General features: G+C 60.9%; 25 protein-coding genes and 1 pseudogene. 13 read left to right on the forward strand and 13 right to left on the reverse strand.

The genetic code is table 11. The features are described 5' to 3' along the window. Nucleotide 1: 1 nt before the first annotated feature. Nucleotides 2–277, forward strand: a complete 276-nt coding sequence (locus HBO10_RS17235) for a peptidylprolyl isomerase (protein ID WP_003174397.1) — start codon at nt 2–4, stop codon at nt 275–277. Between the two features lie 129 nt (nt 278–406). Here HBO10_RS17235 and HBO10_RS17240 read toward each other — a convergent pair whose 3' ends face one another. The 8 genes from HBO10_RS17240 to HBO10_RS17275 all read right to left on the reverse strand — a co-directional run bounded on the left by HBO10_RS17240 (nt 407) and on the right by HBO10_RS17275 (nt 6993). Then, nucleotides 407–1312, reverse strand: coding sequence for a sugar kinase (locus HBO10_RS17240; protein ID WP_034125870.1), 906 nt, complete (start codon nt 1310–1312; stop codon nt 407–409). 143 nt (nt 1313–1455) lie between these two features. Further along, a complete protein-coding gene (locus HBO10_RS17245; RefSeq protein WP_034125738.1) occupies nt 1456–2664 on the reverse strand; it encodes an amino acid deaminase in 1209 nt (402 codons plus the stop codon). Between the two features lie 9 nt (nt 2665–2673). Beyond that, nucleotides 2674–3438, reverse strand: coding sequence for an IclR family transcriptional regulator (locus HBO10_RS17250; protein ID WP_034125739.1), 765 nt, complete (start codon nt 3436–3438; stop codon nt 2674–2676). 134 nt (nt 3439–3572) lie between these two features. Continuing rightward, nucleotides 3573–3962, reverse strand: a complete 390-nt coding sequence (locus tag HBO10_RS17255) for a RidA family protein (RefSeq protein WP_003191822.1) — start codon at nt 3960–3962, stop codon at nt 3573–3575. A 14-nt stretch (nt 3963–3976) separates the two neighbouring features. Next, on the reverse strand, nt 3977–4759 hold the full coding sequence (locus HBO10_RS17260; protein WP_020301585.1) for an amino acid ABC transporter ATP-binding protein: 783 nt from the start codon (nt 4757–4759) through the stop codon (nt 3977–3979). Continuing rightward, complete coding sequence (locus tag HBO10_RS17265; RefSeq protein ID WP_034125740.1) at nt 4756–5418, reverse strand: amino acid ABC transporter permease; 663 nt, start codon at nt 5416–5418, stop codon at nt 4756–4758. The genes HBO10_RS17260 and HBO10_RS17265 overlap by 4 nt, the downstream gene beginning before the upstream one ends. 11 nt (nt 5419–5429) lie before the next feature. Further along, nucleotides 5430–6092, reverse strand: coding sequence for an amino acid ABC transporter permease (locus HBO10_RS17270; RefSeq protein WP_034125741.1), 663 nt, complete (start codon nt 6090–6092; stop codon nt 5430–5432). A 52-nt stretch (nt 6093–6144) separates the two neighbouring features. After that, nucleotides 6145–6993 carry a transporter substrate-binding domain-containing protein gene (locus HBO10_RS17275; RefSeq protein ID WP_034125742.1) on the reverse strand — a complete coding sequence of 283 codons (849 nt, stop codon included), beginning with the start codon at nt 6991–6993 and terminating at the stop codon, nt 6145–6147. 282 nt (nt 6994–7275) lie between these two features. Between HBO10_RS17275 and HBO10_RS17280 the strand changes: the two genes are divergently transcribed. Both HBO10_RS17280 and HBO10_RS17285 read left to right on the forward strand, forming a co-directional pair. Beyond that, nucleotides 7276–7524, forward strand: a complete 249-nt coding sequence (locus tag HBO10_RS17280) for a hypothetical protein (RefSeq protein WP_034125743.1) — start codon at nt 7276–7278, stop codon at nt 7522–7524. 80 nt (nt 7525–7604) lie between these two features. After that, a pseudogene (locus HBO10_RS17285) lies at nt 7605–7838 on the forward strand (thioredoxin family protein); the annotation flags it as partial. Nucleotides 7839–7908: 70 nt separating this feature from the next. Here HBO10_RS17285 and HBO10_RS17290 read toward each other — a convergent pair. The 3 genes from HBO10_RS17290 to rpiB form a co-directional block, all read right to left on the reverse strand. After that, complete coding sequence (locus HBO10_RS17290; RefSeq protein WP_034125744.1) at nt 7909–9477, reverse strand: TerC family protein; 1569 nt, start codon at nt 9475–9477, stop codon at nt 7909–7911. A gap of 456 nt (nt 9478–9933) precedes the next feature. After that, the gene (locus HBO10_RS17295) at nt 9934–10914 is read right to left on the reverse strand and encodes a sugar-binding transcriptional regulator (protein WP_034125745.1); all 981 of its coding nucleotides are present in this window, start codon (nt 10912–10914) and stop codon (nt 9934–9936) included. Between the two features lie 63 nt (nt 10915–10977). Then, nucleotides 10978–11439, reverse strand: coding sequence for a ribose 5-phosphate isomerase B (rpiB, locus tag HBO10_RS17300; protein ID WP_034125746.1), 462 nt, complete (start codon nt 11437–11439; stop codon nt 10978–10980). A gap of 262 nt (nt 11440–11701) precedes the next feature. Here rpiB and HBO10_RS17305 point away from each other — a divergent pair, with 262 nt between their 5' ends. The 7 genes from HBO10_RS17305 (at nt 11702) to dhaL (ending at nt 18970) form a co-directional block, all read left to right on the forward strand. After that, the gene (locus HBO10_RS17305) at nt 11702–13189 is read left to right on the forward strand and encodes a sugar ABC transporter ATP-binding protein (protein WP_034125747.1); all 1488 of its coding nucleotides are present in this window, start codon (nt 11702–11704) and stop codon (nt 13187–13189) included. Beyond that, the gene (locus tag HBO10_RS17310) at nt 13186–14163 is read left to right on the forward strand and encodes an ABC transporter permease (RefSeq protein WP_014718193.1); all 978 of its coding nucleotides are present in this window, start codon (nt 13186–13188) and stop codon (nt 14161–14163) included. The genes HBO10_RS17305 and HBO10_RS17310 overlap by 4 nt, the downstream gene beginning before the upstream one ends. Nucleotides 14164–14197: 34 nt before the next feature. Next, on the forward strand, nt 14198–15205 hold the full coding sequence (locus HBO10_RS17315; protein ID WP_034125748.1) for a substrate-binding domain-containing protein: 1008 nt from the start codon (nt 14198–14200) through the stop codon (nt 15203–15205). Nucleotides 15206–15326: 121 nt separating this feature from the next. Then, nucleotides 15327–16082, forward strand: coding sequence for an SDR family oxidoreductase (locus tag HBO10_RS17320; RefSeq protein ID WP_034125749.1), 756 nt, complete (start codon nt 15327–15329; stop codon nt 16080–16082). Between the two features lie 26 nt (nt 16083–16108). Continuing rightward, nucleotides 16109–17224, forward strand: coding sequence for an alcohol dehydrogenase catalytic domain-containing protein (locus HBO10_RS17325; protein ID WP_034125750.1), 1116 nt, complete (start codon nt 16109–16111; stop codon nt 17222–17224). Between the two features lie 96 nt (nt 17225–17320). Beyond that, entirely contained in the window at nt 17321–18322 is a 1002-nt protein-coding gene (locus HBO10_RS17330; RefSeq protein WP_034125751.1) for a dihydroxyacetone kinase subunit DhaK, read from the forward strand. A gap of 3 nt (nt 18323–18325) precedes the next feature. After that, nucleotides 18326–18970 (forward strand): dihydroxyacetone kinase subunit DhaL, encoded by a 645-nt coding sequence (dhaL, locus tag HBO10_RS17335; protein ID WP_034125752.1) that lies wholly within the window; start codon nt 18326–18328, stop codon nt 18968–18970. A 148-nt stretch (nt 18971–19118) separates the two neighbouring features. Here dhaL and sohB read toward each other — a convergent pair whose 3' ends face one another. Beyond that, nucleotides 19119–20144: a protease SohB gene (sohB, locus tag HBO10_RS17340; RefSeq protein ID WP_014718187.1), complete on the reverse strand. Its 1026-nt coding sequence runs from the start codon at nt 20142–20144 to the stop codon at nt 19119–19121. Nucleotides 20145–20338: 194 nt separating this feature from the next. Between sohB and HBO10_RS17345 the strand changes: the two genes are divergently transcribed. After that, on the forward strand, nt 20339–21049 hold the full coding sequence (locus HBO10_RS17345) for a histidine phosphatase family protein (protein ID WP_034125753.1): 711 nt from the start codon (nt 20339–20341) through the stop codon (nt 21047–21049). A 56-nt stretch (nt 21050–21105) separates the two neighbouring features. Next, a complete protein-coding gene (locus tag HBO10_RS17350) occupies nt 21106–21420 on the forward strand; it encodes an SCP2 sterol-binding domain-containing protein (RefSeq protein ID WP_034125754.1) in 315 nt (104 codons plus the stop codon). Nucleotides 21421–21602: 182 nt separating this feature from the next. On the opposite strand, the gene HBO10_RS17355 is transcribed toward HBO10_RS17350, so the two are convergent. Next, a complete protein-coding gene (locus tag HBO10_RS17355) occupies nt 21603–24239 on the reverse strand; it encodes a glucosidase (protein ID WP_034125755.1) in 2637 nt (878 codons plus the stop codon). Between the two features lie 198 nt (nt 24240–24437). Here HBO10_RS17355 and HBO10_RS17360 point away from each other — a divergent pair, with 198 nt between their 5' ends. After that, the gene (locus tag HBO10_RS17360; RefSeq protein WP_169922039.1) at nt 24438–25814 is read left to right on the forward strand and encodes a VOC family protein; all 1377 of its coding nucleotides are present in this window, start codon (nt 24438–24440) and stop codon (nt 25812–25814) included. Nucleotides 25815–26302: the final 488 nt, after the last annotated feature.

A 26302-nucleotide genomic window follows, 5' to 3' on the forward strand; every position in this document is an offset into this window, starting at 1 on the left:
CATGAAAGCCCAAGCCCGTCATATCCTGGTGAAAACCAGCGAAGAAGCCGAACAACTCAAGCAGCGCATTGCCAAGGGCGAAGCCTTTGATGTGCTGGCCAAGAAGTACTCCACCTGCCCGTCGGGCAAACGCGGTGGTGACCTGGGCGAAGTGCGGCCCGGGCAGATGGTGGGGGCGATTGATGCGGTGATCTTCAAGAAACCGGTGAAGGTGGTGCACGGGCCGATCAAGAGCAAATTTGGGTATCACCTGGTGCAGGTGTTTTACCGCGATTGAGTGGATGGCTTCAGTCCGATCGTTCCCACGCTCTGCGTGGGAATGCCTCACTGGACGCTCTGCGTCCGCTTCTGGGACGCGGTGCGTCCCGGGCTGCACTCCCACGCAGAGCGTGGGAACGATCAGTGATCATCTCGGTATCAGCGCCCCGGGCACCTGAATCACCCGGCTTGCCAACCGATGCCCCGCCAGTGCGGCGTCTTGGGGCGAGCCACCCTTGAGCCGACAGGCCAAATACGCCGCACTGAACGAATCCCCCGCCGCCGTGGTGTCCACCACCTTCTCCACTTTCAACGACGGCACCGCAAAGCGCTCGCCCGCGCAACGAATCAGGCACGCATCCGCTCCCCGCTTGAGCACCACTTCTGCAATCGACGGGTACGCCGCGAACACCTGATCGCTATCCTCATAACCAAACAACGCGCGTTCGTCATCCTCGGTGAGCAAGGCAATGTCCACCTCGGCCAGTACCCTGCGGTACGCTTCACGAGCCGTTTGCACATCGGCCCACAACCGGGGCCGGTAATTGTTATCGAACACCACCCTGGCGCCGCGCCGGCGGGCTTCGATCAGCGCCTGCAGTAAACGCTCACGCCCGATGTCTCCCAGCACGGCCAAGGTAATGCCGCTGAAATACACCACATCATAGCCCGGCAGGGCCGCCAGAACAGGCTCGGCGGCAGGCGTGGTGAAGCAGTCGCGCACGGCCGCCTCGTTGCGCCAGTAGAGGAATTTACGTTCGCCCTGGGCGTCAGTCTGGATGCAATACAAGCCTGGCAGACGCCCAGGCAGACGCTGGACCCTGTCCAGGCCAAGGCCTTCGGCGTGCCAATGCTCACACATGGCATCGCTGAAGCTGTCATCGCCCAGGGCGGTGACGTAGTCAACGCTGCCGGCATCGCCCAGCTCGCGGCGCAGGTACACCGCGGTGTTCAGGGTGTCGCCGCCGAAGCTCTGGTGCAGGCTGCCGTCGGCGCGGTGTTGCAGTTCGATCATGCATTCGCCGATGAGGGCGATGCGGGGGTGGGTGTTCATGGCAAAGTTCTCAGGTGTGCTGGAGGGCCCCATCGCGGGCAAGCCCGACTCCCACATTCGACTGCATTCCTTCAGTTAAAACGCGGTCACTGTGGGAGCTGGCTTGTCGGGTCGCCGCATCGCTGCGATAGCCGCGACTCGGTCTAGAAGCAGGTACGCAGAGACTCGACCACCTGCAACTGCTCATCCACCAGGCACCCCACCTGCCATTTATCAAAGGTCAGGCAAGGATGGGACGTACCAAAGGAAATGATGTCGCCAATGCGCAATTCAACCCCAGGCGCCACGGTCATGAATGCATGCTGGTCCATCACCGCCGTGACCTTGCACCCGCTCACATCATCACCTTGCGCCGGCACGATCCCGGCCCTGTAGCGCTTGAGCGGCACTGGCAAACCGGCGTCGTAGGCCACGTCGCGCTTGCCCAGGGCAACGACCGCAAAACCAGGCTCCGGCAGCGACTGCACATGCGCCCAGACTTCCATTGCCGGGCGCAGGCCCTCGTTGAGGTCGCTGCGGCGTTCGAGTACGCAGCACTGCGCCTCTTTATAGATGCCATGGTCGTGGGCCACGTAACTGCCAGGGCGCAACACGCTGAGGAAACGGCCGGCGGCGTTCTGCGTTTCGAACGACTCGGCGATCAGGTCGTACCAGGCCGAGCCCGATGCGGTGATGATCGGCTTGGGCAGGTCGAACAGGCCGCTGTCTTGCAGTTCCACCGCCAGGCTCACCAGGCTGGCGGCGAAGGCGCGGATACCGCTGATGGCGTGCTCACCGTGGATCACGCCTTCGTAACCCTCGATACCGGTGAGGGCCAATGCCGGCTGGGCCTGGATCGCCTTGGCCAGGTCGCGCACTTGCTGCTCGCTGCGGCAGCCGCACCGGCCACCGACCACGCCATACTCGATCATCACGTTGAGGCGCTGGCCACGGGCGGCGAAGAACAGGCCCAGGTCGGCGACGTTGTCCGGGTGATCGACCATGCAATGGAAGTCAAAATCCTTGTCGGCCAGCAGGTCGGCGATCAAGGCCATGTTCGCCGCGCCCACCAGTTGGTTGGCCATCAGCACGCGACGCACGCCGCTGGCGTAGGCGGCGCGGGTCTGCACGGCGGTAGCCAGGGTGATGCCCCAGGCACCGGCGGCGATCTGGCGCTGGAACAGCGCGGGCATCATGCTGGTCTTGCCGTGGGGCGCCAGCTCGGCGCCGCTGCTGCGGACAAAGTCCTGCATCCAGCGGATGTTATGTTCCAGGGCGTCACGGTGCAGCACCAGGGCCGGCAGGCTGACATCGCGAACCAAATGGGCACCGACTGCGGCGGCCCCTTTTTCAACGGCATTGAGGGCAGACATGGAAAACTCCTATTCGTTGATGCGCCGGGCCAGGCTGTTGGCACTGTCGATCAGTACCCGGCGATAGTCGTGGTAGTTTTTGCTCGCATCAGCCCGGGGGGCGACGATGCACAGGGTCGCGATGCTGACGCCCTGGGCATCGCGCACCGGGGCGGCAAAGCAGTGGGTGAAGGTGTCGGCCACACTGTCGAAGGAGAAGAAACCATCCAGGCTGGCCTGGCGGATCTGCGCCAGGAAAGTGTCCAGCGGCAGGCGCAGGCCATCCGGCAGGATGAAATCGTCGGGATCGATCAGGTCGACGATCTGCTGATCGCTCAAATGCCCCAGCAACAAGCGTCCCGAGGCAGTCCACGGAATGGGCGCGTTTTCACCGATGTCCGAAGAAATACGGAAATGCCGCTGGCCTTCGCGCATCAGCGCCACCGTGTATTTGCGCCCGTTGAGCAGGCACATCTGCGCGGTTTCGTGGGTCTGGCTGACGATCTCCTGCAAGGCGTGGTCGGCCTCGCGGGTCAGGTCGAAGTGACGCAAGTGTGCCTGGCCGAGGAAATACAGCTGGCGCCCCAGATACACGTGGCCGTCCTTGCCCACGGTCTCCAGGATGCGCCGTTCCAGCAACGACGCCACCAGTTCGTAGACCGTGGATTTGGGGCTGCCAATGCCGCTGGCAATATCATTCGGGCGCAGGGGTTGGCCGATTTCCTTGAGAAAATCGAGGATATCGAACGCACGGTCCAGGCCTTTGGCGCGGCGTTTGATGGTGTCTTCGGTCATGGCAGTACTCGGTCCCGTTCCAGATGATCGTTCCCACGCTCTGCGTGGGAATGCATGCGGTGACGCTTTGCGTCACATGCGCGGACGCAGAGCGTCCAAGGCGGTATTCCCACGCAGAGCGTGGGAATGATCAGTTAGGCCTTTTTCTTGTAGGCGACGCAATCGATCTCGACCTTGCAATCGACCATCATATTGGCCTGAACACAGGCGCGCGCCGGTGCGTGCTCCGGGGTGAAGTATTCGCCGAATACCTTGTTGAAACTCCAGAAGTCCCGTGGGTCTTCCAACCATACGCCCACCCGCACCACATCCTTGAGTTCGTAGCCGGCTTCTTCGAGGATCGCCACCACGTTGCGCATCGTCTGGCGGGTTTGCTCGATGATGCCGCCATTGATGATTTCACCGTCCACCGCAGGCACCTGGCCCGACACGTACAGCCAGCCATCGGCTTCCACCGCGCGGGCGAACGGACGTGGCTGGCCGCCACCTGCGGTGCTGCCGGTGCCGTAACGAGTAATGCTCATAAAGTTGCTCCTTGTTAAAAACGAATGTTCTTGAGAAATTCTGCCAGGCGCGGCGACTGCGGCCGTTCGAAGATGTCCTTCGCACTGCCCTGCTCTTCAATGCGGCCCTGGTTCATGAAGACGATCTGGTCCGAGACCTCATAGGCAAAGCGCATCTCGTGGGTGACCAACAACATGGTCATGCCCTCCTCCGCCAACCCCTTGATCACGCTGAGCACTTCGCCCACCAACTCCGGGTCGAGGGCCGAGGTGACTTCGTCGAATAGCATCAGGCTGGGGTTCATGGCAATGGCCCGAGCAATGGCCACGCGCTGTTGCTGGCCGCCGGACAATTGGCCAGGAAAGTGGTTGCGGCGCTCCAGCAGGCCGACGCGGTCCAGCCATTTTTCGGCCAGCGCCACCGCTTCATCCTTGCCCATTTTCTTGACCTTGAGCAAGCCGAGGGTGACGTTCTGCAGCGCGGTCAGGTGCGGGAACAGGTTGAATTGCTGGAACGCCATGCCGGTCATTGCGCGGTGCTGGGCGATCACTCGCTCCGGGTGGCGTACACGCTTGCCGCCGACATCGCTGTAGCCGATGGACTCGCCATCCAGGGTGATCTGCCCGCCCTGGAACTCTTCCAGCAGGTTCACGCAGCGCAGCAAGGTGGTCTTGCCCGAGCCGCTGGAGCCGATCAACGTCACCACATTGCCGCGCTGCATGGACAGGTCGACGCCCTTGAGCACTTCCACCTGGCCGTATTGTTTACGCAGGCCACGAATGTCCAGCAGCGCTGGGTTGGTTTGAGCTTGGTTCATGGCAAGGGCACCCGCTTTTCAATGTAGCGCCCGAATAATTCGATGGCGTAGTTGATGACAAAGAACAGAAAACCGGCGAACAGGTAGAACTCCAGGGTCATGAAGGTGCGCGCGATCACCTGCTGGGTACTGAGCAGCAATTCGGCCACACCGATCACCGACAGCAAGGTGGAAGCCTTGACGATTTCCGTAGAGGAGTTCACCCAGGTCGGCAAGATCTGCCGCAGCGCCTGGGGCAGCAGCACATAGCCCAGGGACTGATAGAACGTCAGGCCAATGGCCTTGCCCGCTTCCAATTGCCCACGGGGAATGGCCTGCAGCGCGCCGCGCACGATTTCCGATACATGGGAGCCACAGAACAAGGTGAGCCCGACAGCACCGGCCTGGAACGCACTGATTTGCCAGCCAAGGGCCGGCAGCATGTAGAAACATGCCAACACCAGCACAAACACCGGCGTGCCACGGATCAAATCGACATACAGACGGAACGGCGCACGCATCCAGAACTTGCCGTAGGTGAGGATCAACCCGGCGACGATGCCGATCAGGGTGCCAAAGACAATCGCCAGCGCCGAGACCGCCACGCTGGCCTGAAAGCCGGCCCAGAGGGTCTCGCGGGCGATCCACAATTCATGCAGCCAACTGGGGGATTCGTACATGAGGCCCTTCCTTAACGACGGATAGCCAAACGCTGTTCCAGGTAACGGAGCAGCATGGCAATCAGGTAACAGGCAGCCACGTAGAGCGCGGTCGTGACCAGCCAGGTTTCAATCACCCGGTAGCTTTCGACGTTGATCTTGCGGGCGTAATAGGTCAGTTCCGGCACCGCGATCGCGGCGGCCAGGGAGGTGTCCTTGAACAGCGAGATGAAGTTGTTCGAGAGTGCCGGCAACACGTTGCGCAGCATCACCGGCACGGTGATGTAAGCGCGAATCCGCCACTCCCCCAGGCCGATGGCCAGGCCGGCTTCCCGCAAGCCCTTGGGAATATTCACCAGGCCTGCGCGGAATACCTCGGTGAGATAGGCGCCGGCATACAGCGACAGGGTGATGATGAACGAGGGAATCTTATCCAGCCGAATGCCCAGGGAGGGCAAGGCGAAGTAGATCAACAGGATCAACACCAGGATCGGGGTGTTGCGCACCACGGTGACATACACCGAGGCAATAATACGCAACGCGCGGTGCCTGGAAAGCATGGCAAACGCCATCAACAGGCCGATCACGCAGCCGATGGCGATCGACAGCAAAGCCAACTGTAGCCCAAGGCCGAGCCCCGCCAGCAAGGTGTCGAAATCACGCCAGACGGCGGCAAAGTTCAACTGATAGTTCATGGTCAGCAGCACCTGAAGGGGGCGTGTTCAGGCACGCCCCAATTGTTGCGGGTCACTTGAATTCCACGGGAAAACCAATCGCCGGTTCTGGCAGGTCCACGCCGAACCACTGCTTGAACGAGGCTTTGTAGGTGGGGAATTCCACACCGGTCATGGCTTCGTGCAGCGCGGTGTTGACGAAATTCAGCCAGTCCTGGTCGCCGCGCTTGACCGCGCAGGCATAGGTTTGCGGGCTCCAGGCGTAGGTGGGGCTGCGGTAGCGGCCAGGGTTCTGCACCATCAGGTATTTGACCGAGGACTGATCGGTGGCGGCGGCATCGGCGCGGCCTGAGTTCACGGCCTGGTACATCAAGTCGACACTGTCGTACTGGTCGACCTTGGCCTTGGGCAGCGCCTGGTGCACCAACTCTTCGGCGTATACGTTTTGCAGCACTGCCACGGTAACGTCATCACCTGCGGCTTGGAGATCTTCGATTTCCTTGTATTTGCTGTTATTGGGCAACAGCAGGCCGACGCCTTCCCGGTAGTACGGCAAGGTAAAGGCCACCTGCTGCGCACGGCTGGCGGTAACGGTGATGAACTGGCAGCTCATGTCGACCTTGTCGGTGAGCAGGTTGGGAATACGTGCGTCAGACGACTGCACCACAAACTCCACCTTGCTCGGGTCATTGAACAAGCCTTTGGCCACGATGCGGCCGATGTCGATATCAAACCCCTGCAATTTGCCATCCGCTCCCTGGAAGTGCCAGGGCGCATTGGTACTGCCTGTGCCTACGATCAAGTGCCCACGCTTGAGCACATCATCGAGCTTGCTGTCCGCCGCCTGCACCACGCTGGCGAGGGAAGCCGATGCAGCGACGAGAAAAACACACGCTTTGAATACGGAAGGTCGGTGATGCATGACAAGCACTCCAGGGAGGGTGTATTCCGCTATACCGGAACTTGGTATGTAACAACGGAATAGACAGCAGAAAGTGTGCCATAGGTGCTCATGGAAAGACATGCGCCCCGCAAATGCCTTGTGGATCAGTCAGATAGCGGCCTGACGGGAATACGGCGCCTGCCTGTGAGTACAAACGCTTTGCTACGCAAGACCTCAAACCCTGTTACTGCGCACCAATACCGAACGCCTGGGCTAACCTCTAAGAGCGTGCTTGCTCGCCCTTACATGGAACCCTGACTGATGAAACTGCGATATATCTTGCCCGTGCTTTTGCTCGGGGTGGCTGGCAACGCCCTGGCCAGTAGCGACCGTCGTGAATGCAAGGAAGAACTGCAGAAACTCAAGGAAGCCTTCAGTACCGACTACACCGCCCAGAATCACCATGGCTATCGCCGGGCCAAGGCCTCCCGCGACAATGAGGAATACGAGAAGTGCGCGAGCCAGGCCCGCAAGGCCAGGGAGCGCATAGAGCGCGAGGCAGACCTGTGAAGGTTGACAGTAGACGGTGATAAGCCACGGGCTTAGCGTTGGCAAACACCCACGCGGCTTGAAGGGAGATCACCATGGGAATGGCCACCCGCATTATTTCCAGCGCCACAGCGTTCGAACGCGTACTGAATACACCGCGCCCGGTGTTCCTCCTGTTTGTATCAGAGCACTGCCCCGCTTGCGCGCAGGCAGGCGCCGTGTTCGAACAGCACGCCTGGCAGCATCCCTGGGTCGTGAGCCTGGTACTCGATTGCGCCCATACGCCGAGGCACCCTGACGTGTCAGGCACCCCGACGCTGCTGATCTATCGCAAGGGCGCCCTGGTGGAACAGCACAAAGGTTTGGGCCCCCTTGAAGAACAAGAGCAGTACGTGAAGGACATCTTCAGCCGTTATGACCTGAGCAAGGGTGCAAGTGCACTTGCGTCACTCGACGCTCCTCCACTTCAGCCACGGTCAAACGCCAGCCTTCATGTTCCAGGCTATCGCCCACCACCGGCAGGCGGTCAAGCAGGCTCATCACCAAACCTGCCAGGGTTTGATAATCCTCGGTCGTCACCGCCTTGAAGCCCGTGCGTTGACGCACCAGGTTGAGGTTCAAGGCGCCATTGGCACGGAAGCCATCGCCTTGCTCGACAATATCGGGCCCTTCGATTTCGCTGGCATCGGGCAATTCACCGGCGATGGATTCCAGAATATCCGTCATGCTCAATACGCCCATGAAGTCGCCGAATTCGTTGATCACGAAAGCGATGTGAGTGGACTCCTGGCGCATCTGCTCCAGGGCATTGAGGATCGAAAAACTGTCCAGCAGGTTGATCGCCCGACGCGCCAGGTGTTCCAGGTTCGGCTCGTTGCCCGCCAGGTACTCCTTGAGTAACTCCTTCTTGTGCACAAAACCCAGGGGCTCATCCACCGCACCGTTACGGATCAACGGCAGACGCGAGTAGGACGAGTGCATCAGTTTCAGACGGATCGTCTCGGGGTCATCCGCCAGGTCGATGCAATCAACCTTGGCCCTTGGCGTCATCAGGGTGCGAATCGGCCGCTCGGCCAGTTGCAGCACGCCGCTGATCATCACCCGTTCGCGTCGGTCAAACAGCGGACCCTGCGCAGCATCCGGCTCGCCCAGCAGGTCAGCCACGTCTTCACCCACCTCTTCCACCGCCAGGCTGCGGCCGCCCAACAAGCGCATCACCGCATGGGCGGTACGCTCACGCACCGGCAACACGCCCTGCGCCGACTTCTTGCGACGGGCTCGGGCGATCTGGTTGAACACCTCGATCAGAATCGAGAAGCCAATGGCCGCGTACAAGTAGCCCTTGGGAATATGGAAGCCCAGGCCTTCGGCGGTCAGGGCGAAACCGATCATCATCAGGAAGCCCAGGCACAGCATGATCACGGTCGGGTGCGCATTGACGAAACGGGTCAGCGGCTTGCTCGCCACGATCATCAGGCCGATGGACACGATCACGGCGATCATCATCACCGCCAGCTCGTCGACCATGCCCACGGCGGTAATCACCGCGTCGAGGGAGAACACCGCATCCAGCACCACGATCTGCGCGACGATCGGCCAGAACATTGCGTAAGCCACACTGCCCTTGTGCTGCGCCACATGGCCTTCAAGGCGCTCATGCAATTCCATGGTGGCCTTGAACAACAGGAACACACCACCAAACAGCATGATCAGGTCACGGCCGGAGAAGCTCTTGTCGAACACCTCGAACAGCGGCTGGGTCAGGGTCACCAACCAGGAAATACTCGCCAACAGGCCCAGGCGCATCAGCAGCGCCAGGGATAAACCGATCAAACGTGCACGGTCACGCTGCTCCGGCGGCAACTTGTCCGCCAGGATCGCGATAAACACCAGGTTGTCGATACCCAGCACCAGTTCCAGCACAATCAAGGTCGCAAGGCCGAGCCAGGCCGTAGGATCCGCTAACCATTCCATTTATAAATTCTCTGTCTTTAAAGTGTTCAGAACGCCGGGCACGGCAAAGTGCGGTCATGCGACCGGGACAAGGTTAGTTGACGGAATACGGGGTGCTTCAGCGGGAACAGCGACAGCGGTTGTCTTGGGGAAAGACGACTGGGAGGCTCCGAGAGGGTGTTCATGCAAGTCCTGAAATGACAAAAGGACTTGAATCCTACATTCGAAATACAAATTTCCCACAACGCAAAACTATTACAAAACCTGTAAACCCCATCAGAAGCACAGCAACTCTTGTGGGAGCTGGCCTGCGATGCCGGCACCTCGATGCATGATCGTTCCCACGCTCTGCGTGCATGATCGTTCCCACGCTCTGCGTGGGAATGCCGCCTTTGACGCTCCGCGTCCCACCCGCGCCAGGATGACGCGGAGCGTCACAGGATGCGTTCCCACGCTGGAGCGTGGGAACGATCTGTATCAGGTTTTACGAGTGGCATCGTCCAGCGCCAGGATGGTGTGGGCATTGGTGACGGTGGTCGCCAGCGTATTGATCACCCCCGAACGCAACGCCCCCAAGGTCGCCGCCGCCTTGGTGTTCTCGCTGGCAATCGCCACCACATCCGGGATGCGAAACAGCTCCTGCACCGTCAACCCGATCACGCGCCCCTGGATGGCGTTGACCGCCGGCTGGCCGTGAATGTCGATAAAGTCATAGCCCATCATGTCGCCCACGGTGCCAGACAACCGCGCCTGGGCGATTTCCTGGGGCGAGAACCAGCCCATGCGCACCATGTTGCTGTTCTCGCTCATGTCGCCGATGCCGATCAGGGCGATATCGGCACGGCGGGCGCGGTCAAGGGTCGAACGCACCGTGTCGTTGTTGATCAGCACCCCGCGCAGTTCCGGGTTGGCCACCAGCGCCGGGGCGTACAGGCTTTCACTTTCGCCACCAAAGCGCAGGGCCAGGCGTCGGCAGATGTGGTCAGGGTTCATGTATTCGCCGGCCTTGAGCGAACCGCCGATGGCACACACGAAAGTGCAGTTGCGGGTCACCGGCAGAAACACGTTATCGGCCACCGCGCCGACGTTACGCCCCATGCCCACGGCAACGATCATCCCATCACTCAGGGTCTTGTTGAGGTAGTTGGCGACCAGGCTGGCGACCGCCGAGCGCTGGGTGTCGGGGTCGCTGTGGTCGACCGCGATCAAAGCGCGGTCGAGCTTGAAGCGCTCTACCAGCGCCCGCTCCAGCTCGTTGTTCATCGCCGGGTGCTGCAACACGCGCACCTCGACGATCCCTTCATCCCGAGCACGCTTGAGCAGGCGGCTGACTTTGGCCCGCGACAGGTCAAAGCGCTTGGCAATGGCCTCCTGAGTGACGTTCTCAAGGTAATAGAGCATCGCCACTTCGGTCATCTGATCGATATCACTGGCCATGCGCTGGGTACTGTCACTCATGGGGGCGGGCTTCCGTTTCGGCGTCAAAGGCGCATTCTCCCGACTCTTGCCCCGCGCCGTCCACTACTGATGCCCATCGCGCTCGATCGCATTGATGCGTTCGACCTTGGCCCCGGACCGCGCCGCTTCGAACTCCGAGGCCAAAAACGCACTGACGATGCTTTTGGCCAACTCCGCACCGATGACCCGCGCACCGATGGAGAGGATTTGCGCATCGTTACTCTTGCGCGCCCGCTCCGCCGAGTAGGTGTCATGGGCCTGGGCCGCACGGATACCCAGCACCTTGTTGGCCGAGATGGCCATGCCTATGCCGGTGCCGCATACCAGCACGCCGAGGCGCTGTTGCCCGGCATTGATGGCGGTGGCCACGGCCAGGGCGATGTCCGGGTACAGCACCGGCACCGTTGAATGCGTACCGAAGTCGGTCACCGGGTATCCCAACGCCTCGATATGGCGCTTCAACAACTCTTTGAGCTCAAAACCCGCTTCATCACATCCGATAGCCACCGGGAAAGGTGTGTTCATGGCGCCAAACTCCACTGATCAAATGATCACTTAGTGAAATATCTCTCACACATTTCGCAAGCATTCACCCCTTACTGTCAAGCGAGATTTAACTGACCTGCCAGTCAAAGCCCTATACCAAGGCAATAACCGCGTCAAAGATGAGAATCACACCTTTTAAGTGAAAGAGATTGACTGATCAGAATTTCATTTGATACACATATGATCACAGCGAAACATGACTGTGCGACCTAATAAGAATTCACAGCACGAGGACACGCCGATGGCCACGCCATTACTGCTCCAGGCTGAACACGTCGCCAAGGCTTACGCCGGGGTACCAGCCCTGCGCGACGGGCGCCTTTCTCTGCGCGCCGGCAGCGTCCACGCCCTGTGCGGCGGCAACGGTGCCGGCAAGTCAACCTTCCTGAGCATCCTGATGGGCATCACCCAGCGTGACGCCGGCAGCATTCTGCTCAACGGCGCACCGGTGCAGTTCAATCGCCCGAGTGAAGCCCTGGCCGCGGGGATCGCAATGATCACCCAGGAGCTCGAACCCATCCCCTACATGACCGTCGCCGAAAACATCTGGCTGGGCCGCGAACCGCGCCGCGCCGGTTGCATCGTCGACAGCAAGGCCCTCAACCGCCGCACCCGCGAACTGCTCGAAAGCCTGGAGTTCGACGTCGACGCCACCAGCCCCATGCACCGCTTGAGCGTGGCGCAGATGCAATTGGTGGAAATCGCCAAGGCGTTCAGCCATGACTGCCAGGTGATGATCATGGACGAGCCCACCTCGGCCATCGGCGAGCGCGAGGCCGAAACCCTGTTCAAGGCGATTCGCCGCCTTACCGCGCGCGGCGCCGGCATCGTGTACGTGTCCCATCGACTGAGCGAACTGGCGCAGATCGCCGATGACTACAGCATCTTCCGTGATGGCGCCTTTGTCGAAAGCGGGCGCATGGCCGATATCGACCGCGACCACCTGGTGCGCGGCATTGTCGGCCAGGAACTGACGCGCATCGACCACAAGGTGGGCCGCGAATGCGCGGCCAGCACCTGCCTGCAAGTCGACAACCTGAGCCGCAACGGTGAGTTCCACGACATCAGCCTGCAGCTGCGCCGTGGCGAGATTCTCGGCATTTATGGGTTGATGGGCTCCGGGCGCAGTGAATTCCTCAATTGCATCTACGGCCTGACCGTGGCGGATTCCGGCAGCGTTACCTTGCAAGGCAAGCCCATGCCCATCGGGCAGCCCAAGGCGACCATCGACGCCGGCATGTCGCTGGTTACCGAAGACCGCAAGGACAGCGGCCTGGTGCTGACCGGCAGCATCCTGTCGAACATTGCGCTGTCGGCCTATAAGCGCTTGTCGAGTTGGTCGCTGATCAACGCACGTAAAGAAGCGCAACTGGCCGAGGAGATGGTCAAGCGCTTGCAGATCAAGACCAGCTCCCTGGAGCTGCCGGTGGCATCAATGAGCGGCGGCAACCAGCAAAAGGTGGTGCTCGCCAAATGCCTGTCCACGGAACCGGTGTGCCTGCTCTGCGATGAACCCACCCGCGGCATCGACGAAGGCGCCAAACAGGAGATCTACCACCTGCTCGACCAGTTCGTGCGCGCCGGTGGCGCAGCCATTGTGGTGTCGTCGGAAGCACCGGAACTGCTGCACTTGAGCGACCGCATCGCCGTCTTCAAAGGCGGCCGGCTGGTCACTATCAGCACCGACACCGCCCTTTCCCAGGAAGCCTTGTTGAGTCTTGCCTCATGAATGCCAAAACCATCGTTGCTCCCGTTACTGCCGCGCCGCGCAACCGCCTGCGCCTGTCCCTCGACCGCTTCGGCCTGCCGCTGGTGTTTATCCTGCTGTGCGTGGTGATGGCGTTTTCCAGCGAATACTTCATGACCTGGCGCAACTGGATGGACATCCTGCGCCAGACCTCCATCAACGGCATTCTCGCCGTGGGCATGACCTATGTGATCCTGACCAAGGGCATCGACCTGTCGGTGGGGTCGATCCTGGCGTTCGCCGGGTTGTGCAGCGCCATGGTCGCCACCCAGGGTTATGGCCTGTTGGCGGCGGTCAGCGCGGGGATGTTTGCCGGCGCGATGCTCGGGGTGGTCAATGGTTTCATGATCGCCAACCTGTCGATCCCGCCGTTCGTGGCCACCCTCGGCATGCTCAGCATCGCCCGGGGCATGACCTTTATTCTCAACGACGGCAGCCCGATCACCGACCTGCCCGACGCCTACCTGGCCCTGGGCATCGGCAAGGTCGGCCCGGTGGGCGTGCCGATCATCATCTTCGCCGTGGTCGCGCTTATTTTCTGGATGGTGCTGCGCTACACCACCTACGGCCGTTATGTGTACGCGGTGGGCGGCAATGAAAAAAGCGCGCGCACATCGGGCATTGGCGTGCGCAAGGTGATGTTCTCGGTCTACGTGGTCTCGGGCCTGCTCGCCGGGTTGGCCGGCGTGGTGCTGTCGGCACGCACCACCTCTGCCCTGCCCCAGGCCGGGGTTTCCTACGAGCTGGACGCGATTGCCGCAGTGGTGATCGGTGGCACCAGTTTGTCCGGCGGTACCGGCAGCATTGTCGGCACCTTGTTCGGGGCACTGTTGATCGGCGTGATCAATAACGGCCTGAACCTGCTCGGCGTGTCCTCCTATTACCAGCAGGTCGCCAAGGGCCTGATCATCGTGTTTGCAGTACTGATCGACGTGTGGCGCAAGAAGAAACGCTGAAGAACGACCCATAACAATAACTGGAGTTCTACTTATGAAACTGGGTACCACCCTGGCCGCTGCGGCGGCCCTCTCCCTGCTCGCCAGCAGTATCGCCCTGGCCGCCGACGGCAAGACCTACAAGATCGGCGCAGCCGTCTATGGCCTCAAGGGTCAGTTCATGCAGAACTGGGTCCGCGAGCTCAAGGAACATCCGGCCGTCAAGGATGGCACCGTGCAGTTGACCGTGTTCGACGGCAACTACGACGCCCTGACCCAGAACAACCAGATCGAAAACATGGTGACCCAACGCTACGACGCGATTCTGTTCGTACCGATTGATACCAAGGCCGGCGTCGGTACCGTCAAGGCCGCCATGAGCAACGACGTGGTGGTCATCGCCTCCAATACGAAAGTAGCCGATGCCAGCGTGCCGTATGTGGGTAACGACGACGTGGAAGGCGGCCGCCTGCAGGCCCAGGCCATGGTCGACAAGCTCAATGGCAAAGGCAACGTGGTGATCATCCAGGGCCCGATTGGCCAGTCGGCGCAGATCGACCGGGAAAAAGGCGAGCTGGAAGTGCTGGGCAAACACCCGGACATCAAGATCATCGAAAAGAAAACCGCCAACTGGGACCGCGCCCAGGCCATGACGCTCACCGAAGACTGGCTCAACGCCCACCCCAAGGGCATCAATGGCGTGATCGCCCAGAATGACGACATGGCCCTGGGCGCCGTGCAGGCGCTGAAGTCCCATGGCCTCACCTCCAAGGATGTGCCTGTGACCTCTATCGACGGCATGCCGGATGCGATCCAGGCGGCGAAAAAGGACGAAGTCACCACCTTCCTACAGGATGCCCAGGCCCAGTCCCAAGGCGCGCTGGACGTAGCGTTGCGTGCCTTGGCCGGCAAGGACTACAAGCCACAATCGGTGATTTGGGAGCGCTATGCCAAAGACGTGAAATGGGGTGACGGCACGGCCAAGAATTACATTCTGCCGTGGGTGCCGGTGACCAATGCCAATGCGGACGCGCTGTACAAGCAAGTCAGCGGCGGTAAGTAGTTTGATCGTTCCCACGCTCCGCGTGGGAACGCATCCCGTGACGCTCCGCGTCACTTAACATCGGAACGCAGAGCGTTCCACGCGGCATTCCCACAAAGAGCGTGAGAACGAGGAGTCATTCATGTCTGGTTTCTGGAACCAAGCCTTCGACCTCAGCGGCCGTTGCGCGGTGATCACCGGTGGCGCCGCCGGCATCGGACTGGCCTGCGCCACCTTGCTGGCGGAACGCGGCGCAAGGGTGGCGCTGCTGGACCGCGACCCGGCCGTGGTCGAGGTGGCCGCCAGCCTGGGTGCCGGGCACCTGGGCATTGCCGTCGACCTCGGGAGGATCGACCAGATACAACCGACCGTCGACAAGGTGTTCGCGCATTTCCAGCGCCTGGATTACCTGATCAACAGTGCAGGCGTGGTGCTGCTGGCCAAGGCCATCGAGGTCAGCGAAAGCGCCTGGGACACCACCTTGGACATCAACCTCAAGGCCAGCTTTTTCATGGCCCAGGCCTGTGCCAGACATATGCTTGCCCAAGGCAGCGGGCGCATCGTCAACCTGGCGTCCCAGGCCGCCGTGATTGGCCTGGACCGTCACGTTGCCTACTGCGCCAGCAAAGCCGCCATCGTCGGCATGACCAAGGTATTGGCCATGGAGTGGGCGCCGCAGATCAACGTCAACGCCATCTCTCCGACCATCGTCGAAACCGCCCTGGGCAAAAAAGCCTGGGCGGGCGAGGTGGGTGAGCGGGCCAAATTGCAGATTCCGGCAGGTCGCTTTGCCCAGCCGGAAGAAATCGCCGGGCTGGCGCTGTACCTGCTCAGCGACGCCGCACAGATGATCACCGGTGCCAACATGGTGATCGACGGCGGCTACAGCATTCAGTAATCATCGTTATGTCGTGAGGTTTTGTCATGTCCACCGTCACCGAACGCACACCTGAACAACTCGCCCCGAGCATCCCGAAAACCATGCAGGCTGTGGTCTGCCACGGCCCGGAAGACTACCGCCTGGAAACCGTCAACGTGCCCACCCCCGGCCCCGACGAGATCCTGACCAAAGTCGAGCTGTGCGGCATTTGCATGGGCGATATCAAGACCTATCGCGGCGCGCCGTCGTTCTGGGGCGATGCCGAGCAACCGCGCTACGTGAAGCCACCGATGATCCCCGGGCATGAGTTCGTGTGCCGCGTGGTCGCCCTTGGCCCAGGCGCCGAGAAGCGCGGCGTGGCCGTGGGCGACCGGGTGATCTCCGAGCAGATCGTGCCATGCTGGGGCTGCCGCTTCTGCAACCACGGCCAGTACTGGATGTGCCAGAAGCACGACCTGTATGGCTTCCAGAACAATGTGCAGGGCGCCATGGCGCAATACATGATCTTCACCAAGGAAGGCATCATCCACAAAGTGCCGGAATCCATCGCCCCCGATGAAGCGATCCTGATCGAACCCCTGGCCTGCTCGCTGCACGCGGCGGAACGCGCCAACGTCGACCATGACGACATCGTGGTGGTCGCCGGCGCCGGCACCCTGGGCCTGGGCATCATCGGCGCGGTGCGGTTGCGCAACCCGAAAAAACTCATCGTGCTGGACATGAAACCCGAACGCGCCGCCCTCGCGCTTCGCCTGGGCGCCGATGAAGTGTGGAACCCGGCCGAGGTGGATGTGTTGGCGAAGATCCGCGAAATCACCGATGGCTACGGCTGCGACATTTATATCGAGGCGACCGGGCATCACAAGGCGGTGAACCAAGGCCTGGCGATGCTGCGCAAGCTGGGACGCTTTGTGGAATTCAGCGTGTTCAATGACGAGGCCACGGTGGATTGGTCGATCATCGGTGACCGCAAGGAGCTGGATATCCTCGGCTCGCACCTGGGGCCGTATATGTACCCAAGGGCCATAGACTTTATCGGCAACCGCAAGATCGATATGCGCGACGTGGTGACCCACAAGTTTGCGCTGGCGGACTTCAAGGAAGCCTTTGCAGTGATGGAACGCGGCGATAAATCGCTGAAGGTTGTGCTCGAACCCTGATCTCAGTAACAACACAAAACCCTGTGGGAGCTGGCTTGCCTGCTCCCACAATGGAAGGGTGTCGCCCCTTAGAACAAGAACACAGGAACCCGCGTTATGAATCGAGTCATCAACGATCCCGACCAAGTGGTCGAAGACATGCTGCGCGGCATCCTGGTCGCGCACCCCGAACTGCGCCAGTACGAAAGCAACCCACGGGTCATTGTCAGGGCCAGACCGTCCGCCCAGGGCCGCGTCGGCATTGTCACCGGCGGCGGCTCCGGGCATGAACCGGCGTTCCTCGGCTATGTTGGCCCGGGCCTGGTGGATGCGGTGGCCGTCGGCGAGATTTTTTCCTCGCCCACCGCCAAAAGCTTTTTCGACGCCTTCCGCGCCGCCGACCATGGCGCAGGCGTGGCCTGCCTGTATGGCAACTACGCCGGCGACAACATGAACGTGAAGCTGGCAATGAAAATGGCCGCCAGCAAAGACATGCGCATCCGCACCGTGGTCGCCAACGACGACGTGGCCTCCGCGCCCAAGGCCGATATTGCCAAGCGTCGCGGCGTGGCCGGGGAGATCTTCATGTGGAAGATCGGCGGTGCCGCCGCTGCCCAGCATTACGACCTGGACGGCGTGATTCGGGTGGCGCAGAAAACCGTCGACCACTGCCGCTCGATTGGTATCGGCCTTACGCCCTGCACGATCGCCGCGGTGGGCAAGCCGAACTTCCAGATTCCCGACGGCCAGATGGAGCTGGGTATCGGCCATCATGGCGAACCGGGCATCGAAGTCATCCCGATTGAACCGGCCGCCGCCATGGCCGAGCGCATGCTGGCGCCGATCCTCGCCGACCGCGATTTCAGCCAGGACGACAGCGTGGTGGTGCTGGTCTCAGGCCTGGGCGCCACCCCGGTGATGGAGTTGTATATTTTCTACGCAGAGGTGGAAAAACAGCTCAAGGCCAAAGGTTTGAAGATTCACCGTTGCTACGTGGGCAACTACTTCACGTCCCTGGAGATGATGGGCGTGACCTTGACCCTGCTCGGCCTCGACGCCGAGCTGAAAACCCTGATCGACCAACCCTGCCGCTCCATCGGCATGACCCAGGCGGAGTGAACCATGAGCCAGCATTTTTCCACCCATGACGGTAGCGCCATTGTCGCCGACCTGGTCAGCGTGATCGTGGCAAACCGGGAGTACCTCAGCGAAGTCGACGGCGCTATAGGCGATGGCGACCATGGCATTAACATGGCCAAAGGCTTTGCCCATTGCGGCCGCACGATCGAAGGCCGCCAACTGACCCTGGCCGAAGCCCTGGATGAACTGACCCTGAGCCTGATGGAAGGCATCGGCGGCTCCATGGGCCCCTTGTATGGCAGCCTGTTTATCGGCATGGCCGACGAAGTGCGCGCCAGTGAAGACATCGACGCCGCCACCTTCGCCCACCTGCTGCGCGGCGGCTTGACCTCGTTGCAGGACATCACTGAAGCGGGCGTGGGCGACAAGTGCTTGATGGACACGTTGATCCCGGCGGTGGAAGCCTTTGAACGGGCGCATGCAGCGTCGCGTTCTTTCAGCGATGCACTCGACGCGATGAAAAGCGCTGCTTCTCAGGGGCGGGATTCGACCAAGGACCTGGTGGCCAAGATTGGCCGAGCGAGTCGTTTGGGTGAGCGTTCCCTCGGCGTTCTGGATGCCGGGGCCGTATCGTGCTGCCTGATCCTTACGCAGTTGGCGGACTCGATTAAACCCCGTTTGACCTGACATGATCGTTCCCACGCTCTGCGTGGGAATGCCGCCTTTGACGCTCCGCGTCCCACCTACGCCAGGGTGACGCAGAGCGTCACTGGTGGCATTCCCACGCGGAGCGTGGGAACGATCGACAAGGGATTACCTGGTTTTCAGTACTGGCTTACCAGAACCGCTGCTGGGTCAAGCGGCTCCACCAGGTCAACAGCACCCGGTCCACCGAACCGCTGGCCGCCAAGCCCACGCGCTCCTGCAGGCTCTTACGCTCGGCATAGTGCAGGTGGAACACTTCGGCGGTCTTGGCCTTGGTGGCCAGGTATTCATCGCTGGTTTGCAGCTCATCGACCAGTTGTTTGTCGAGAGCGGCAACCCCCAACCACACTTCGCCAGTGGCCACCTCGTCAATCGCCAACTGCGGGCGGTAACGCGAGACGAAGTTCTTGAACAGCTGATGAGTGATGTCCAGGTCTTCCTGGAACTTCTCCCGGCCCTTCTCGGTGTTTTCGCCGAACACTGTGAGCGTGCGCTTGTATTCACCGGCGGTCAGCACTTCAAAGTCGATGTCGTGCTTTTTAAGCAGGCGATTGACGTTGGGCAACTGCGCCACCACGCCAATGGAACCGAGAATGGCGAAGGGAGCGCTGATGATCTTCTCGCCGATGCACGCCATCATGTAGCCACCGCTGGCCGCGACTTTGTCGATGCACACGGTCAACGGCACGCCGGCCTGGCGGATACGCGCCAGTTGCGAGGAGGCCAGGCCATAGCTGTGCACCATGCCGCCGCCGCTTTCCAGGCGTAGCACCACTTCGTCCTTGGGCGTGGCCAGGCTCAGCAATGCGGTGATTTCATGGCGCAGGCTTTCGGTGGCCGAGGCCTTGATGTCACCGTCGAAATCCAGCACGAATACCCGTGGCTTGGGCTCGGGCTTCTTCTTGTCTTTCTTCTTTTCAGCTTTGCTTTCGGACTTGCGCAGGGCCTTGAGCTGGTCCTTGTCGAGCAGGCTGGACTCCAGGCGCTCACGCAAGCCCTTGTAGAAATCATTCAGCTTGCTGACCTGCAATTGGCCGGCGGATTTACGACGACCTTTGCTGCGCAGTGCTGCAAAGCTGATCAGTACCACCAGAATAGCGACCACCAGGGTGACGGTCTTCGCCAGAAAGCTCGCGTATTCGGCCAAAAAATCCATATGTCTCCTTAAAAAATGCACTGCGCCAGGCGCGGATGGCCTCAGCATACCGACGCCACTGCGAAGGAGCCAGTGATCAAACCGCCAGCAGGTGGGCTCCAACGCGCTTTTAAAACAAGCGTATGTTTTTTCATTGACAGCTCGCAGGCATCCTCATAACCTCGCCAGACTTTCAACGTACCGGGAAAACGGACGTGGGCAGCATTTATCTGATTCGACATGGCCAGGCTTCCTTCGGTGCAGACGACTATGACGTCCTCTCGCCCATTGGCGTGGAACAAGCGCAAGTGCTCGGTCGCCACCTGGCAGACCTGGGCATTGTGTTTGACCGCTGCATCGCCGGCGACCTGCGTCGCCAGCAGCACACTGCCAGCGCCACGTTCGACCAGTACAGCGCCCTGGGCTTGCCGGTTCCGGCATTGGAAACAGACAGCGCGTTCAACGAGTTCGACGGCGAGGCAATCATTCGCGGCCTGTTACCCGACCTGCTCAGCAGTGAGCCGGATGCCGTGCACATCCTGCGCAATGGCCCGCAGAACCGCAGCGAGTTCCAACGCATTTTCGCCCTGATCATCGAACGCTGGCTGGCCGGCACCTATGATCCGCCCGGGCTGGAAAGCTGGCTGGGGTTTGTCGAGCGGGTCCAGGGTGGTTTGCAGCGGATCCTTGAAGCCGCCAACCACACCGACAAAATCGCCGTATTCACCTCCGGCGGCACCATCACCGCCCTGCTCCACCTGATTACCCGAATGCCTGCCGCCCAGGCCTTCGAAATGAACTGGCAAATTGTTAACACCTCGCTCAACCAACTGAAGTTCCGTGGTCGCGAGGTGGCACTGGCTTCCTTCAACAGTCACGCCCACTTGCAACTGTTGAAGGCGCCGCAGCTCATCACTTTCCGATGAACTGCGGCCAACCGTGACCCCAAGGTCACTGGACTCTACCCTTAAGGATCGAAACCATGACTGACGTAGCTAAAGCAGTAGAAGCAATGAAAGCCAAATTCAACCCAAGCGCTGCCGAAGGCTTGGACCTGGTGTTCGGTTTCCGTATCGACGACAGCAAGAATTTCTCGCTGGTGGTCAAGGACAAGACCTGCGAACTCAAAGAAGGCGAAAACCCTGACGCGCAGGTCACCCTGGTGATGGACAGCGAGACCCTGGAAGGCATCGTCGACGGCTCCACCGACGGCATGCAAGCGTTCATGGGCGGCAAGCTGCGCACCGAAGGCGACATGATGCTGGCGATGAAGCTGAGCGAGCTGTTCCCTTCCTGATTCACGGGTAACCCTGAATCCTGATCCCGCCTCCCCAGGCGGGATTTTTTTGCCGGCATTCTCGCGGTGAATGAAGATCCCCTGTGGGAGCTGGCTTGCCTGCGATGGCATCTACTCCATCACCGCGGTGCCTGTATCGCAGGCAAGCCAGCTCCCACAGAAAAGCAAATCCGTAGGACTGCTCAGGTTTTTGGCTGTAGCAACAACGCCACCAACGCGCTCCACCCGGTCTGGTGTGAAGCCCCCAACCCTCGCCCTGTCTCACCATGAAAATACTCATGGAACAACACCAGGTCACGACTGGCCGGGTCTTCCTGCAACTGCGCATACCCCGCCATCGACGGCCGCACACCGTTTTCATCTTTGAGAAACAGCCGCGTCAGCCGCTCGCTGAGGCTGTCAGCCACTTCCTCGAGTGACGCCAGATACCCACTGCCCGTCGGGTACTCCACGGAAAAATGCTCCGCGTAATAGCGATGAAATTCGCGCAACGATTCAATCAGCATGTAATTGACCGGCATCCACAGCGGCCCGCGCCAATTGGAGTTGCCGCCGTACAAGCGTGAGTCGGATTCACCGGGTTGGTAACTGGCGCACAAGGTGTCGCCATTCATCTTCAACGCCAGGGGCTGCTCGGCGAACGCCTTGGACAGGGCGCGCACGCCAAAGGCCGACAAGAACTCCTGGTCATCCAGCATGCGTCGCAGCAAATCCTTGGTGCGTTCACCGCGCAGCAGCGCCAGCAACAGGCGGTTGCCCTGCCCCGGTTCGGTCCAGCGCGAAACCAACCTGGCCAGGTCCGGCCGATGATGCATAAAGCCCAGCAGGCGCTCGCGCAAGCCTTCCAGGCCCTCGTGCTCGCGCTGTTCCAGCACAAGCACCGCGAACAGCGGCATTAACCCGACGATGGAGCGCAGGCGCACCGGTTCGCTCTGGCCATCAGGACGGTGCAGTACGTCGTAAAAAAACTGGTCCTGCTCGTCCCACAAGCCTTCGGCGCTGTCATCGACGCGGTTGATAGCGCCGGCGATGTAGAGGAAATGCTCGAAAAACTTCACGGCAATGTCCACGTACACCACATTGCGCTTGGCCAACTCCAGGCCGATGCGCATCAGGTCCAGGGCATAGGCCGCCACCCAGGCGGTGCCATCGGCCTGGTCCAACTGGTAACCCGGCGGCAACGTGGCCGAGCGGTCGAACAAGGCGATATTGTCCAGGCCCAGAAAACCGCCCTGGAACAGGTTGCGGCCCTCGGCGTCCTTGCGGTTGACCCACCAGGAGAAATTCAGCAGCAGTTTGTGAAAGATCCGCTCCAGGAAATCCATGTCGCCCACGCCGGTCAACGCCTTGTCCTGCTGATATACGCGCCAGCTGGCCCAGGCGTGCACGGGCGGGTTGGCGTCGTCAAAGCGCCATTCGTAGGCCGGCAATTGGCCGTTGGGGTGCATGAAGCGGTCCTTTACCAGCAGCAACAGCTGTTGCTTGGCGTAACCGGGGTCGATCAGCGCGATGGCCACCGCCTGGAAGCCTTGATCCCAGGAGGCATACCAGGGGTATTCCCAAGTGTCGGGCATGGACAAGATGTCGAAGTTGCTCAGGTGCCGCCAATGGGTATTGCGGATAAGCAGACGCTCGGGCGGTGGCGCGGGCTGGGCCGGGTCGCCGTCAAGCCACTGGTTCACGTCGAAATAGTACAGTTGCTTGGACCACAGCAGGCCGGCCAGGGCCTGGCGTTGCACATTGCGCGCATCGTCATCGGCAAGGCCCTGTTGCAAAACCGCATAGAAGTCATCGGCCTCCTGGCGGCGCTGTTCGAATAGCTTGCGCGCATTGACATCGGGCGCGTCCAAAGGCGCAAAACGCAGGTAGAGGATTTTGCTTTCCTGGCCCGCCAGTTCAAGGGTGAAATGCGCGGCCACCTTGGTGCCGGCGTCCCGGCGAACGGCCGACTCAACCCCGCCCACCACGTAATCGTTAATGCCATCCTTGAATGGCCCCCGCGCCGGTTGCCCGTCCAGTTTGGGCCGATTGGTTTGGTTTTCGCAGAACAGCCACTGCAACCCGTCCTGGCCCCAGGCACTGAGGTGGCGATCATCGAGCTCATGATGACACGCCAGAACCCGCTCGCCGTCCAAACTCAAGCTGGGCTTGGGTGCATCGAAGGTCCAGCTCCAGTCATTGCGCGCCCAGAGCTGGGGCAACACCTGCAGGCGTGTGGGTTGGTCCGAACGGTTATGCACGGTGACGCGCATGAAAATATCGTCGGGCTGATGCTTGGCGTATTCGACACTGACGTCGCAGTAGTGGTTGTCTGTAAACACACCGGTATCGAGGACTTCATACTCGGCATCCGCCAGCCCACGACGGGCGTTTTCGGCGATCAGGTCAGCGTAGGGAAAGGCCGCATGGGGATATTTGTAGAGCATGCGCATGTAGGCATGGCTCGGCACGCCATCGACGAAAAAGTACAGTTCCTTGACGTCTTCACCGTGGTTGCCTTCGGCATTGTTAAGGCCGAACAGACGTTCCTTGAGGATTGCATCACGCTCGTTCCACAGCGCCAGGCCCAGGCACCAGCGTTGGGCCTTGTCACTGAAACCGGCCAATCCGTCCTCGCCCCATCGATAGGCGCGGCTGCGTGCATGCTCATGAGGGAAGTAGGCCCAGGCGTCACCGTCGGCGCTGTAGTCTTCGCGCACCGTGCCCCATTGGCGTTCACTCAGGTACGGGCCCCAGTCGCGCCACTGCTCGGCGCCTGGCGTTGCCAGGCGCTGGCCTTCGAGGGTGTCCAGCAGGTTGATTGCGGGTTTGGCCGTCATTGGGTCCTCCTTCACCTACACAGTGGAGCGCAGTGTAGAGCCCAATGACGCCCGCTTGCACATGAAGACTTGGACGCAGGGTCAACTCATTCATTTGCAGAATGAAGTCCAGAGGAATCTTCGTTTGCAAGCCGGCCGGCCGCTCAACAAAATCAGGCAAAGGCCACTTTCATCGTTCCAGTCATCAGGAATTTTTCTATGCACGCCACTGCACATGTCAGCGCCGACGAGATCCGCAAGGGCTTTTCAAAGGCCATGTCCGACATGTATCGAGATGAAGTTCCGTTATATGGTGCGTTGCTGGAGTTGGTGGCCGAGACCAATGCACATGTGCTCGACAGCGAACCAGGCCTGGCGCACCAGCTGCAACGTACCGGCGAAATCCAGCGCCTGGGCATGGAACGCCACGGCGCCATCCGCCTGGGCACCGCTGCGGAACTGGCGACTATCAGCCGTTTGTTCGCGGTGATGGGCATGCAACCGGTGGGGTACTACGACCTCACCCCCGCTGGCGTGCCTGTTCACTCCACCGCCTTTCGCGCCGTGCATGAACACGCGCTGCAAACCAGCCCGTTTCGCGTGTTCACCTCATTGCTGCGCCTGGAACTGATCGAAAACCCCGACCTGCGCGCCTTCGCCGAAAGCGCCCTGGCCAAGCGCTCGATCTTTACCGCCGAGGCCTTGGCATTGATCGGCCAGGCAGAGACCCAAGGCGGCTTGAATGCCAGCGATGCCGAGGCCTTTATCCGCCAGGCCCTGGAGACGTTCCGCTGGCACCACACTGCCACCGTCACCGGCGCCCAATATCAGCAACTGAGCGACCAGCACCGCCTGATCGCCGACGTCGTCGCGTTCAAAGGCCCGCACATCAACCACCTGACCCCACGCACCCTGGACATCGACCAGGTGCAGGCGGCGATGCCCGGCAAAGGCATCACTCCCAAAGCCGTGATCGAAGGCCCACCTCGGCGACAATGCCCGATCCTGCTGCGCCAGACCAGCTTCAAGGCCCTGGACGAACCCATCGCCTTCACCGATGCCCACGGCAGCCACAGCGCACGCTTCGGCGAAATCGAACAGCGCGGCGTCGCACTTACCCCTAAAGGCCGCGCCCTGTACGACCAACTGCTGAACGCCGCCCGCGACGAACTCGGCACATTCCCCAATGAAGCCAACGCCGAGCGCTATGTGCAATTGATGGAACAGCACTTCCACGCCTTCCCCGATCACTACCCGCAGATGCGCGAGCAGGGCTTGGCGTATTTTCGCTACTTCTTCACCGATAAAGGCCTGACGGCACGCGGCCAGGCCGATCAGCCGCGCACATTGGAGGCGCTGGTCGGTGCCGGTCATGTGGCGGTGGAGCCGTTGGTGTATGAGGACTTTTTGCCGGTCAGTGCGGCGGGGATCTTCCAGTCAAACCTGGGGGATGGGGCGCAGAGTCACTACGCGGGCAACTCCAACCGAGATGCCTTCGAACAGGCGCTGGGGCGCAGCACGATTGATGAGCTGCAGTTGTATGAGCAGACGCAGCAGCGTTCCATGGATATATGCGTTGAAACGCTGTTGAAATGACTGGATGCAAGACCGAACGCCAAGCGTCACGGCGTTGATGGTAACCACGATGCGAAGCGAGCCGCTCTTGATCTTGATCTTGCTCTTGATCTGCTTTTGATCTTAGGCGCCCCATCAAACCACGCTGGCCGAAATTCGACAGGGATTTGGGGGGTAAACCGAGCCTAAGCGAGGTGCCGAGTGGTGGGGCAAGAGCCTTTTGCTTACTTTTGGGCTTTTCAAAAGTGAGCCGCTGTAAAAGCGGAACCCTAAGTGGCCGTTACCGCAGGAATGGATATACACCCGGTATACCTGCGTCGCCTGTCAGGCCGCCTTCGCGAGCAAGCCCGCTCCCACAGTTGGATCGCGGTGTGTCAGGTAGGTAAACGTCGGCTGGGAGGCCGCCATCGCAGGCAAGCCAGCTCCCACGGGCAGCATTTGCAGGCGACCGATTCGGCCCTGTGTTGCATGAATTCTGAGGATGCCCACCCGGCTCAAACAACGCAATC

Origin of the sequence: Pseudomonas sp. WS 5503 (assembly GCF_012985385.1) — a bacterium.
GTDB lineage: Bacteria > Pseudomonadota > Gammaproteobacteria > Pseudomonadales > Pseudomonadaceae > Aquipseudomonas > Aquipseudomonas paracarnis.